Here is an 11957-nt window from a genome sequence, read left to right on the forward strand (position 1 = left end):
CTTTAGCCGGCGATGCGGGTGAGCTCGGCGGACATGTAGGGGCGCATCTCACCATCGACCATGCGCTCATCTACCCAACCCAGGTTGTTATTGGGCATGAGGCCGTACATGCGCTTGCCGGGGCCGAGGTTCTTCGGGCCGGTCTCCGTGACCATGGTGGAGGCGGATTCGAGCTGCCAAGCGCGCTCGTTGAAGGGCTCGCCGTAGAAGATTTCCACGATGCCGGTGGAAGAGGTGTAGGTGACCTCGATTTCATCCTTGGCGGAGATGCGCCAGAAACCGGTCTCGCGGGTAGATGGGCCTTGTGGCTTGCCCTCAGTATCGATCTTCCAGGTGCGCGAGCTAAAGGTCAGGTAATTTTCGCCGTCGTGGGCAACGACTAACTGCTGGCCAAAGGTGTATTCGCTGCCATCGGTGTCGTGGGCCTGTCCCTCGCCCTGCCAGACGCCAACGAGGGGAAGGAGGCCTAGCAGGCCATCGTGCAGCGACGGGCCCTGGCGCAGATTGGCGGTATCTGCGGGAACGGGGACATCGCCAAGCTCGATGGCGGGGATATTGTGGCTGGCCGCATCCTTCCACTGCTCGGCGGCCTGGTTGACCGCATCATTGCCATTGAGGGCGCCGGAGGTGTTTTCCGGGTGGGATGCGGCGGCGGTTTCGACGTTCGGAGTATTGGTATTCTCGTTATTTTCGCTCATGGGCGTCCAGCCTAGTCGTGCTGGGGCTGCTTTAACTACTAGACTGGTTTGTTGTGCATGCGCTGATGATTTCCAACCCCAATTCGACCTCGCAATCCAACGGGCTCTTTCGCCAAATCGTGCCCACCCTGCGGGCTGTAGAAGGCATGCACCTGTTGGTGAAATTCACCCATTACCCAGGGCATGCAGAAGACATCGTCCGGGGGCTTACCAGGGATGATTATGATGTCATCATTGCCGTGGGCGGCGATGGCACCGTCAATGAGATTGTCAATGGCCTGCTGGGGCCAGCCGGTGAGGATCTCCCCAGCCCTGACGAGGTACCGGCGCTAGCCGTCATTCCCACCGGGTCCGCGAACGTCTTTGTCCGCGCCCTCGGCTTTCCCAATACGCCGGTCGAGGCCACCCACGTCTTGGCCCGCATGCTAGAGCGCGATCTGCGCCGCACCATTTACCTGGGCACCTGGAACGAACGCTGGTTTGCCGTCAACGCCGGTTTTGGCATGGACGCGGACGTCCTCGCACGCGTGGACCGCGCCCGCGAACAAGGCTTTTCCGCCACCCCGCTGCGCTACCTCAACGTGGCTATTCGGGCTTGGCTGCGCGCGCGCCGCAACCCGCCGCAGATCACGGTGTACGCAGAATCCCGTTTGGGGCAGACGCTCCATAAGAAGGACTTCCCACTCTTATTTACCTCTAATACCAACCCCTGGACTTTCTTGGGCCCCTTGCCGGTGGTGACCAACCCGCGCAATTCCTTCGATGAGGGCCTAGCCCTTTTTGGGCTGGAGAAGCTCAGCGGCGTGCGTGGGGTCATTGGCCTGCTGCACCTCTTTGGTGCCGATAAGCACGGCTGGCTCAAACGCCTGGTGAAGGAAAAGACCTTGGGCTTTGATGATGCCAAGCGCGTCGAGCTCGATTGCCATACCCCGCAGCGCTTCCAGGCCGATGGCGAATCCGAGGGGACCTTCCGCCATGTCACGCTGACCTCTGTGGCCGATGCCATTGAGGTCTACGCGCCGCAAGACAGGCGGCAGGTGGCCCAGCGCTCCGTGCAGGAAGTGCTGCGGGACTTTATTCGCCTTCGTTAGGATTCGTCCTCATCTGGGGCAGGACCTACCTTATTGGCGGTATCGGCCGCCTTCTTTTCGGCCTCTTCCACGGCCCGTTGCTCCGAACCCTCGATTTCCAGCGGGGAAAGCTGGGCCATCTGGACCTTGATATTGCGGCGCTGGACCTCAAAGTAAATGGTGCCGCCCTGCAGCCTTACCATCGTGGCCTGCGCCGGCAGGGGGAGCTCGCGCGTATCGAAGTTGAGGGAAAACGCCTCCTTGAGGCGCGGATCATCGGTGCCGTAGACCTCCATGCGAAACTCCGGGCCCACTAGCCGCAGCGTGACCATGGCGGTGGATTTTTCCTTATCGCCGGGCAGGGTGCCGGTAAGCTCCGCCTCGGCAGAAACGCCGCCGGAGGGAGAAATATCATCCGGGTTGGCAATGGAGAGATCGGTAATGCCCAAAAGGCGTCCCAGCGCAACGCCGTCCAGGGAGATCCCGCGCGAATACGTGGATACTGGTGCGCCTTCAATATCGCCGTTTACTACCTGCTCAGGGGTAACGGTGATATCGCGCAGCACGGTCGAGGCATTGACCATGCCCAGCTTGGGAACCTCCACGTCGAGGGCCTTGACCTGCAAATAGGGGATTTCTTTAGAGCCTGCCGCCAACAGGTACGGGGTGCCGCCGATATACACCTGAGGGGAGTTTTCCAGCCGGGAGTTCTCCTTTACCTCCTGGGCAATCTTGTGCTCAGAATGCATGGCCACGCAGGCATCGGCCACCCATCCAGCAAAGACCACGCCCACCAGGATGAGGACGTGCACAATGCGCCGGTCGACTTTGACTACACTCACACCTTCAAATTTAGCCTACGTATCATGGACACCATGAATATCACCGAAGAAAACCTCCCCGCCTCCCCAGAGTTGGCGGGCACCCTGGAAGAACTAGCAGCGCACGCGGAAAAGGCCGATGGCATCGCCCCGCTTTCAGAGCAATTCCTCAACGGCCTGCGCGATGAGCGCTTGCACCACAAGCACTTGGTGGCCTGGTTGGACGGCGCCCCTATTGGCGTATCGAGCCGCGAGGATTCCACCGCGGAGCTTTTTATCGCCCCAGACTATCGCGGTAAAGGCTATGGCACCGCGCTTTACGATGCCACTGCTAACGCCACCACTAACCTCGAGACTTGGGCACATGGCAATGGCAAGCCGGCCCAGGCCCTGGCTAACTCCCGCGACCTGAATGTCACCCGCACCCTTGTGGTCATGGGTATCGATGGCGCGGATCTGGAGAGCGCGGCACAAGTGGGCGAGTTACCGCTGCAGGCCGCCAATTACAGCGAGGCAGTGGACAAGTGGGGTAAGGACACCGTGGAACAGGAGTGGCTGCGTGTTAATAACGAGGCCTTTTCTTGGCACCCAGAGCAAGGCGGCTGGGATTTAGAGCGCCTGCACCGCGGCATGGAGGCCGAGTGGTTCGATCCTCAAGATGTCTTGTTCTTCTGGGATGAGAAAGAGCAGGGGCACCCGACCCTTGCCGGATTCCACTGGACAAAGTGGCACGACGAGGAAGATCCCGGTTTTGGTGAGGTCTACGTGGTGGGCCTTGCAGAGGCGTACCGTGGCCAAAAATTAGGCGGACCATTGCTGCAGATTGGCCTGCGCCGCATGGTAGAAAAGGGGGCTCAGCGGGTCATTTTGTACGTGGAAGCGGACAATGAACCGGCGCTCAAGGCCTACAAGCGTCTAGGCTTTTCCGTTGATGAAGAGCATGTCGTCTGGGGTTAGTGTGATTAAGGGCATGTCACCTTTCTAGCTTGTTCATTAATTGTTTACCTCACGGCACCCTGCTGGTTAATTCCTCCGGTTAGCTTTACTGATTGTGAGAAAGCCGCACCTGCGCACCTGCACCCCGCTCCCGAAAAGCGGACGTGGGATGTAGGTTCCCCTTTTATGGGGATGCGGTTTCCTCGGACAATCAATCTCTGATCTGCACCGGAAAGGGTTTTCCCGTGATTCGCAACTTCAAGCGCTCTGCCGCTATCTTCGGCCTCGTGGCCGCTACCTCTACCGCTCTCGTAGCTTGTTCTGAGGACACCTCCTCTGACTCCTCGGGTTCCTCCGACGGCAGCGGCGTCGCTGGCGAGCTCGTTGGTGAGGGCGCGTCCTCCCAGCAGAACGCAATGTCCTACTTCGGCACCGCCTTCGCAGGGGACAACCCAGACGCAAACCTGTCCTACACCGCTTCCGGTTCCGGTAAGGGTGTTGAGGCTTTCATCAACGGCCAGGCAGATTTCGCTGGTTCTGACTCCCCGTTGAAGGAAGACGACGGCCAAATTGAGGCCGCCAAGGAGCGTTGCGATGGCAACGACGCATGGCACCTGCCTTCCACCATCGGCCCGGTTGCCATTGCTTATAACCTGGGTAACCAGGAGATCAACCTCTCCACCGATACCCTTGCCAAGATCTTCAAGGGCGAGATCAAGAAGTGGAACGACGAGGCCATCGCCGCTGATAACGAAGGCGCAGACCTGCCGGACACCGACATCCACGTCATCTTCCGCTCTGACGAGTCCGGTACCTCCGATAACTTCCAGAAGTTCCTCAACGCCTCCACTGGTAACTGGGACGGCGAAGGCAAGCAGTTCCCTGACGCTGTAGGTGAGGGCGCAAACGGCTCCGCCGGTGTTGCTGACCAGGTAGCAAACATCGAGGGTGCTATCACCTACGTTGAGGCCGGCTTTGCTGACCAGAAGGAAGCTGACGGTGTCAAGAAGGCCAATATCGACTTTGGCAACGGCCCAGTTGAGCTGAATGACGATACCGTCAACAAGGCACTGGAGAACCTGGAGTTCAAGGACACCGCTTCTGAGAATGACATGGTCGTTGACTCCAAGGCTCTCTTCGCTTCCGATGCTGAGGGTGCATACCCGCTCATCTTGACCACCTACAACATCGTCTGCTCCGCCGGCTACGATGACGAGACCGCTGAACTGGTCAAGGGATTCTTCACCAACGTCTTGGACCACCAGGATGACCAGTTGGCAGAGCAGGGCTTCATCCCGGTTAAGGGCGACCACCTTGACCGCCTGAAGAGCGCTGTTGACGCACTGCAGTAACGCGTAAACTCCGCTTTACCTCGAGAAATAACATTCCGCCCGCCCCCACTGCCGCCCTCGAGACGCGCTTTGGGGGCGCAGGCATGTACATCGTATGTCCCTTTGTTCCACTTCAAATAAGGATTAGTACGTCTCATGGCAGACAATAATCTCACCCAGGCATCGACCTCGGAGGCCCTTCCTGTCTCTGGCGCCGAACAGCCTCATACCCGTGGCGATAATGAGACTGACTTGGCTACCTCCAGCTCCGGTAGCTCCGTCAAGCGCCCCGGTGACCGCATTTTCGAATTCCTCTCCACGGCCTCTGCCACGCTGATTACCGTGATGATCGCGGCGATTGCCGCCTTCCTCATCTGGCGTGCCGTTCCTGCGCTCAGCGTGAACGAGAATGGACTATTGGGCTTTTTCACCCACGGTGAACGCTGGGAGACCACCGATACTTCCGCGATGAAGTTCGGTATCCCGACCATGTTCGGCACTACTGTCCTCATCTCGGTCTTCGCCCTGCTTCTGGCCATGCCAGTCGCACTTGCGATTGCCATCTTCTTGTCCAACTACGCCCCAGCCCGCTTAGTTAAGCCGCTGGGTTTCTTGGTGGACATGCTGGCCGCAGTGCCGTCCATCGTCTACGGCCTATGGGGTTGGCAGGTCCTCGGACCGGCCCTGTCCGGCTTCTACACATGGTTGGAATCCTGGGCCGGCGGGTTCTTCCTGTTTACCCAATACGATAATTCGCCCGCCTTTGCTACCGGCCGCAACCTCTTTACCGGTGGCATCGTGCTAGCCGTGATGATTCTGCCGATCATCGCCGCTACCGCCCGCGAGGTATTCGTGCAAACCCCTCCGGGCCAGATCGAGTCCGCCTTGGCGCTGGGCGCTACGCGCTGGGAAGTCATCCGCATGACCGTCCTACCATTCGGCATGTCCGGCTACGTCGCCGGCTCCATGCTGGGCTTGGGCCGCGCTCTGGGTGAGACCATGGCGCTGTACATGGTGGTCTCGCCGCTGGTGGACTTCCGCTTCTCGCTTTTCGATGGCGGTACCACCTTCGCTACCGCCATCGCCCTCGCCGCGGCCGAGTTCGGTAACGAGACGCGCGCCGGTGCCTATATCGCCGCCGGTTTGATGCTGTTCTTGCTGACGTTTGTGGTCAACGCCATTGCCCGCGCCATCGTGAAGAGCAAGTAAGGAAGGACAACAATGACTACTACGACAAATAACAAGCCCGCCTCCGCTGGCGGGGCAACCTTCCTGGAAATCTCCGGTTCCCGCAAGGCGGCCAATAGCATTGCCACCGTCGTTGTATGGGGCGCTATGGCCTTAGCGATGGTCCCTTTGATCTGGGTACTGTGGGAGCTCATCTCTCGCGGTAGCGGCGTGATTTTCTCCGCTGACTGGTGGACGCTGTCCCAGCGCGGCGTGATGAATAGTGCCGAAGGCGGCGGTGCCGCACACGCCATCGTCGGTACCTTCGTGCAAACCGCCCTGGCTTCGATCCTGTCCATCCCGATCGGTATCTTTACCGCCATCTACTTGGTGGAATACTCCAAGGGTGGCTGGCTCGGCCGCACCACTACCTTCATGGTGGACATCCTGTCCGGCGTGCCTTCCATCGTGGCAGCGCTGTTCATTTTCGCCATGTGGATCACACTCTTCGGCTTTGGCCGTTCCGGCTTGGCCGTCGCCCTGTCCTTGGTCCTGTTGATGATCCCCATCGTGGTGCGCAATACCGAAGAGATGCTGCGCGTGGTCCCCATGGATCTCCGCGAGGCTTCCTATGCCCTTGGCGTGCCCAAGTGGAAGACCATCGCACGAATTGTGCTGCCGACGGCCCTATCCGGCATCGTGACCGGCATCATGCTGGCCATTGCCCGCGTGATGGGTGAATCCTCCCCAGTTCTGGTCTTGGTTGGTTCCTCCTCGGTCATCAACTGGGACGCGTTTAAGGGCTCGCAGTCTTCTCTGCCGCTGATGATGCTTGATATGTACAAGGCCGGCGCGCAGCCCGCCGTGCTGGATAAGCTGTGGGGCGCAGCGCTGACGCTGGTTATCCTCATCGCCATCCTCAATATTGCGGCGCGAGTAATTTCCGCGAAGTTCTCGGTCAAGAAATAGCCGCACACGATTCCGCCACTTATACACCCCCTCTAGAGGAGAAACCTCCACAATGTCTAAGCTCGAGCTCAATGACGTCGATATTTTCTACGGTGATTTCCACGCCGTACAGAACGTAAATATGCAGATCCCGGCACAAGCCGTGACCGCCTTCATCGGCCCGTCCGGCTGCGGTAAATCCACCGTGCTGCGCACCCTAAACCGCATGCACGAGGTCATCCCTGGCGCATCCGTCAAGGGCGAGATCCTGCTCGATGGCACCAATATCTACGGTCCCAAGGTCGACCCAGTTTCCGTGCGCAATACCATCGGCATGGTCTTCCAGAAGGCCAACCCATTTCCCACCATGTCCATCGAAGACAACGTCGTTGCCGGTCTGAAGCTGTCTGGTGAGAAGAATAAAAAGAAGCTCAAGGAAGTAGCCGAACAGTCCCTGCGCGGCGCTAACCTCTGGGACGAGGTCAAGGACCGCCTGGATAAGCCGGGCGGCGGCCTCTCGGGTGGTCAGCAGCAGCGCCTGTGCATCGCCCGCGCGATTGCCGTGGAACCAGAAGTCCTGCTGATGGACGAGCCCTGCTCCGCACTGGACCCGATTTCCACCCTGGCCGTGGAGGACCTTATCCACGAGCTGAAGGAAAACTTCACCATCGTCATCGTGACCCACAACATGCAGCAGGCCGCCCGTGTGTCCGATAAGACCGGCTTCTTCTCCCTAGAAGCTACCGGCAAGCCGGGCCACCTAGTGGAGTTCGATGAAACCACCCGCATCTTTGAGAACCCTTCCCAGAAGGAGACCGAAGACTACATCTCTGGCCGCTTCGGCTAAAAGTAGACTCTGATTGTCCGAAAAGGGCGGTACCTCCAGCGCAGGGAGGTACCGCCCTTGTGGCAGTTTTAGCGTTTATTAGCGGCGGAATTGGCGCTCTAACTCGCTCATGCGGGCCTCGAACTCGGCATCCTTCTGGTCCTCTTGGAGCTTCTTTTCAAACTCTTCCGGCAATAGGCCGGTGGCAAAGTAAATGATACGTCCAGCCACGGACACGCAGTGATCCGCGTAGCGCTCGTAGTAGCGGGTAATCTGCGCCGTCTCTACGGCCTCGCGCACCGTTCCGTTCCATTCGCGTTGGGTGAGAATGCGCAGCAGGTGATGGTTAATATCGTCCACCGCATCATCATCAGAACGCAGATTAACGGATAGCTCGGCATCTGGGGTAACTAAAATATCGTGTACCACCGAACCCATTTCCTGGGTTAAGCGGAACATCTCCTCCATGAACCCGAGGTATTCAGCGGGTACAACGGCCTCAGGGTGGCGGCGGCGCGCGGCATCGGCAATGTGCTGGGCCAGCTGACCCATGCGGAAGAGGTCTTCGACAATATAGATGGAAGACACCACCTGGCGCAGATCCTGAGCCATGGGGTTTTCCAACGCCAAAAGCTTTACCGCGCGTTCGGAGCAGCGTGAGCGGATCTCATCGAGTTCCTCGGTAAGGCTGAGCGCCTCCTCCGCGGGTTCCAGTGCGCGATCGAGCAGCGCCTGGGAGGCCTTATCCATGATGGTGCGGACGGTATCGCACATGACGATGAGGTCGTGCGAGAAGTTGTCCAGATGTTCACGGTAGGCAGTACGCATGCAGAAAATGATAGCTCACAAACCGGGTAAATGCTTGCTGAGTCACACCTGCGCGATTTTAGCCGCCGGAGTTATAAATATCGGCGCCGACCGGAACGAATTCATCCTCGGGGTCATCGAGCCAGCCATCGGGAAGCGCGACCTTAGAAGGCGAGCCCTGGCGCCCGCGCGCACCATCGGCATCGGCAGCCAAAGCGTCAGAATCCGCCCAGGGCACCAGCAATTCGCGCAGGCTCTCTAAGGAATCCACCTTGGCCAAGCCGGCGCGCACTTGCCCGCCGACGGGGAAGCCACGCAGGTACCAGCCAATGTGCTTGCGGATGTCCCTGGATGCGTGATCCTCGCCCTCGTGCTGCGCGAGCAGCTCCGCGTGACGCAGGATTACCTGGGTGACCTCGCCCAAGGTGGGCTCGGCGGGGATGGACTCGCCGCGCAAGGCAGCGCCCAGCTCCGCGAAAAGCCACGGCCGGCCCAGGCAGCCGCGGCCCACCTGCACGCCATCGCAGCCGGTGGCCTCCATCATGCGGCGGGCGTCATCGGCGCGGAAAATATCGCCATTGCCCAGCACCGGAACACCGGTATCCGCGAGGTGTTCCTTGAGCCGGGCGATCTCATCCCACCGGGCATCGCCAGAATAGCGCTGCGCGGCCGTGCGGCCGTGCAGGGTCACGGCGGCGGCGCCGGAATCCACGGCGATGCGCCCGGCATCGAGATGCGTATGGTGCTCGTCATCAATGCCCACGCGCATCTTCACGGTAACGGGGATATTCGTGCCCTCGGTGGCCTTGACCGCGGCGGAGACGATATTGCCAAAGAGGCGGCGCTTATAAGGCAGGGCAGAGCCGCCGCCACGCCTGGTCACCTTGGGAACGGGGCAGCCAAAGTTCATGTCGATGTGGTCAGCCAAGTTCTCATCCACGATGATCTTGGCTGCTTTATAGGTGTATTCCGGATCCACCGTATAAATCTGCAGGGAACGCGGATCTTCATCCGGGGCAAAGGTGGTCATGTGCATGGTTTTCTCGTTGCGCTCCACTAGGGCGCGCGCGGTGACCATCTCGCAGACATACAAGCCCGACACCGTTCCAGTGCGGGCCAGCTCCTGTTCCCGGCACAACGTGCGGAAGGCGACGTTGGTTACCCCCGCCATGGGAGCGAGGATGACGGGGGAGGAGAGGTCATAGTTTCCAATGCGCAAATTCACGCCCTAATTGTGCTCGTTAACCGCGGAATTTAGCAACTGAAACGAAGGTGGCGGCCACCGAGGAATCCCATTATTGGGGTGAAAGTCACAAAAGGATGGTGGCGAAAACGTTAATTTTCGCTACTGTGGTCTGTGTAACTAAATTGGGTTGGCCGTAACACCGGTCTACTCGTATATGAAGGAGGATGACAGTTGTCCGATAGAATCGCATACGCCCCGTTTGAGAAGCTCGTAGTTTCTGCAGAGGAGGCTGCGAAGTACGTCAACAATGGTGACCGCGTAGGAATCTCCGGCTTCACCGGTGCAGGTTACCCCAAGGGTTTGCCTACCGCCATTGCAGATAAGGCGAAGGCGCTGCACGAAAAGGGCGAAGAGTTCAAGATTGACCTCTTCTCCGGTGCTTCTACCGCCCCTGACTGTGACGGTGTTTTGGCAGAGGCAGAGGCCATTAACTTCCGCTCCCCGTACAACTCTGACCCGTTGCTGCGTAAGCAGTTCAACGACGGCACTGCGCTCTACCAGGATATTCACCTGTCCCACCTGGGCCAGCAGGTAGAAGAGGGCTTCTACGGTGACTTCCAGGTAGCCATCATCGAGGCCGTACGCATTACTGAGGAAGGCAATATCGTGCCGTCTTCTGCAGTGGGCAATAACCTCGAGTTCGTCGAGGCCGCAGACAAGATCATCATTGAGATCAACGAGTGGCAGTCCGAGAACCTCGAGGGCATGCACGACATCTACCGCATCGACAAGCTACCTAACCGCCAGCCCATCCCGATTAACAAGCCGGGTGACCGCATCGGTACCACCTACATGGAGATCCCCGAGGAGAAGGTCGTTGCAGTGGTCAAGACCAACTCGGCAGACCGCAACGCTCCATTCCGCGAGCCGGACGAGACCTCTGAGAAGATCGCCGCTAACTTCATCGAGTTCTTGGAGGGCGAGGTTGCCGCGGGCCGCCTCGAGTACGACAAGTTCATCATGCAGTCCGGTGTGGGTAACGTGCCGAACGCCGTGATGGCAGGTCTTTTGGACTCCAAGTTCGAAAACATCCAGGCATACACCGAGGTTATCCAGGACGGCATGCTGGACCTTATCGATGCCGGCAAGATGACCATGGCTTCTGCAACCTCCTTCGCACTGTCGCCGGAGTACGCAGAAAAGATGAACGCGGAAGCAGACCGCTACCGCAACCACATCATCCTGCGCCCGCAGCAGATTTCCAACCACCCTGAGGTCATCCGCCGCGTCGGCCTGATTTCTTCCAACGGCATGATCGAGGGAGATATCTACGGCAACATTAACTCCACCAACGTGTCCGGTTCCCGCATCATGAACGGTACCGGTGGCTCTGGTGACTTCACCCGTAACGCGTACATCTCCACCTTCGTGTCCCCGTCCATCGCGAAGGATGGCGCCATCTCCGCTCTGGTTCCGTTCGTGTCCCACACCGACCACACCGAGCACGACACCATGGTCATCATCACCGAATACGGTGTGGCTGACCTGCGTGGCTTGGCTCCAAAGCAGCGCGTAGAGAAGATCATCGCCGTGGCTCACCCGGACTACCGTCCGCTGTTGGAGGAGTACTACGAGCGTGCGAAGGAAAACAAGTTCCAGCACACCCCGCACGACTTGAAGTCCGCCTTCGACTTCCAGGTTAACTTCATGGAAAAGGGTGACATGCGCGGTTAATTTCCACCGCCATGGCAAAGGAGGGCCTCCCGGCTGGGAAGCCCTCCTTCTGCTTTGTCTCGATACTTTCAGATAAGCGGTTAAGGGGTTACACGCCCAATTAGGAGATCTAAAAGTCAACACGCTAATATAGAGCGACGTTGGGCCTTTAGCTCAGTTGGTAGAGCTACGGACTTTTAATCCGCAGGTCGTGGGTTCGATCCCCACAGGGCCCACATCTGTCATGAGTCGCGGCAGGCTGGGCAAGTCAGTTGCGGCATCGTTGACAAACCGGCATCTCAGTTGTTTTCTCTGGGGTGTCGGTTTTTGTGTTTTGGGCTTAGGGGTGGACCCGGCAGTTCCGGGTTAAGGGTCAAAAAAGGGGATGCGGATATTTTTTAGGACTATTCAGAGTAGCAGCTTGCGTCGGCGTTGATTGATGCTTAATCCGCCG

11 protein-coding genes and 1 tRNA gene are annotated in these 11957 nt (G+C 58.9%); 8 read left to right on the forward strand and 4 right to left on the reverse strand.

Translation table 11 applies throughout. From position 1 onward, the window contains the following. Positions 1–2: 2 nt before the first annotated feature. Positions 3–698: a heme-binding beta-barrel domain-containing protein gene (locus tag ABRP98_RS02645; RefSeq protein ID WP_284796560.1), complete on the reverse strand. Its 696-nt coding sequence runs from the start codon at positions 696–698 to the stop codon at positions 3–5. Positions 699–751: 53 nt separating this feature from the next. Between ABRP98_RS02645 and ABRP98_RS02650 the strand changes: the two genes are divergently transcribed. After that, positions 752–1789 (forward strand): diacylglycerol/lipid kinase family protein, encoded by a 1038-nt coding sequence (locus ABRP98_RS02650; protein WP_349857329.1) that lies wholly within the window; start codon positions 752–754, stop codon positions 1787–1789. Here the strand turns inward: ABRP98_RS02650 and ABRP98_RS02655 are convergent. Further along, a complete protein-coding gene (locus ABRP98_RS02655) occupies positions 1786–2610 on the reverse strand; it encodes an LmeA family phospholipid-binding protein (protein ID WP_284770382.1) in 825 nt (274 codons plus the stop codon). The genes ABRP98_RS02650 and ABRP98_RS02655 overlap by 4 nt on opposite strands. Before the next feature lie 33 nt (positions 2611–2643). Here ABRP98_RS02655 and mshD point away from each other — a divergent pair, with 33 nt between their 5' ends. The 5 genes from mshD (at position 2644) to pstB (ending at position 7818) form a co-directional block, all read left to right on the forward strand. Next, positions 2644–3546: a mycothiol synthase gene (gene mshD / locus ABRP98_RS02660; RefSeq protein ID WP_349857336.1), complete on the forward strand. Its 903-nt coding sequence runs from the start codon at positions 2644–2646 to the stop codon at positions 3544–3546. Positions 3547–3770: 224 nt separating this feature from the next. Then, positions 3771–4877 (forward strand): phosphate ABC transporter substrate-binding protein PstS, encoded by a 1107-nt coding sequence (pstS, locus tag ABRP98_RS02665; protein ID WP_349857330.1) that lies wholly within the window; start codon positions 3771–3773, stop codon positions 4875–4877. A gap of 135 nt (positions 4878–5012) precedes the next feature. After that, positions 5013–6065, forward strand: coding sequence for a phosphate ABC transporter permease subunit PstC (gene pstC, locus ABRP98_RS02670; RefSeq protein WP_349857332.1), 1053 nt, complete (start codon positions 5013–5015; stop codon positions 6063–6065). Positions 6066–6077: 12 nt separating this feature from the next. Next, positions 6078–6992 (forward strand): phosphate ABC transporter permease PstA, encoded by a 915-nt coding sequence (gene pstA, locus ABRP98_RS02675; RefSeq protein ID WP_284770385.1) that lies wholly within the window; start codon positions 6078–6080, stop codon positions 6990–6992. Positions 6993–7044: 52 nt separating this feature from the next. Further along, entirely contained in the window at positions 7045–7818 is a 774-nt protein-coding gene (gene pstB / locus ABRP98_RS02680) for a phosphate ABC transporter ATP-binding protein PstB (RefSeq protein WP_005279626.1), read from the forward strand. A 78-nt stretch (positions 7819–7896) separates the two neighbouring features. On the opposite strand, the gene phoU is transcribed toward pstB, so the two are convergent. Then, the gene (phoU, locus tag ABRP98_RS02685) at positions 7897–8625 is read right to left on the reverse strand and encodes a phosphate signaling complex protein PhoU (RefSeq protein ID WP_284770386.1); all 729 of its coding nucleotides are present in this window, start codon (positions 8623–8625) and stop codon (positions 7897–7899) included. Between the two features lie 58 nt (positions 8626–8683). Next, entirely contained in the window at positions 8684–9829 is a 1146-nt protein-coding gene (dusB, locus tag ABRP98_RS02690) for a tRNA dihydrouridine synthase DusB (protein ID WP_349857334.1), read from the reverse strand. Positions 9830–10021: 192 nt separating this feature from the next. On the opposite strand from dusB, the gene scpC reads away from it, so the two are divergent. Both scpC and ABRP98_RS02700 read left to right on the forward strand, forming a co-directional pair. Then, on the forward strand, positions 10022–11524 hold the full coding sequence (scpC, locus tag ABRP98_RS02695) for a succinyl-CoA:acetate CoA-transferase ScpC (protein WP_349837132.1): 1503 nt from the start codon (positions 10022–10024) through the stop codon (positions 11522–11524). A 142-nt stretch (positions 11525–11666) separates the two neighbouring features. Beyond that, positions 11667–11739, forward strand: a tRNA-Lys gene (locus ABRP98_RS02700). Positions 11740–11957: the final 218 nt, after the last annotated feature.

It is taken from the genome of Corynebacterium sp. KPL2838, from assembly GCF_040225455.1.
GTDB lineage: Bacteria > Actinomycetota > Actinomycetes > Mycobacteriales > Mycobacteriaceae > Corynebacterium > Corynebacterium rhinophilum.

What these genes read in the sequence shown, in the direction of transcription:
- ABRP98_RS02645 (WP_284796560.1), bottom strand. Translation starts at nt 698, where the DNA reads ATGAGCGAAAATAACGAGAATACCAATACTCCGAACGTCGAAACCGCC.
- mshD (WP_349857336.1), top strand. Translation starts at nt 2,644, where the DNA reads ATGAATATCACCGAAGAAAACCTCCCCGCCTCCCCAGAGTTGGCGGGC.
- pstC (WP_349857332.1), top strand. Translation starts at nt 5,013, where the DNA reads ATGGCAGACAATAATCTCACCCAGGCATCGACCTCGGAGGCCCTTCCT.
- pstA (WP_284770385.1), top strand. Translation starts at nt 6,078, where the DNA reads ATGACTACTACGACAAATAACAAGCCCGCCTCCGCTGGCGGGGCAACC.
- pstB (WP_005279626.1), top strand. Translation starts at nt 7,045, where the DNA reads ATGTCTAAGCTCGAGCTCAATGACGTCGATATTTTCTACGGTGATTTC.
- phoU (WP_284770386.1), bottom strand. Translation starts at nt 8,625, where the DNA reads ATGCGTACTGCCTACCGTGAACATCTGGACAACTTCTCGCACGACCTC.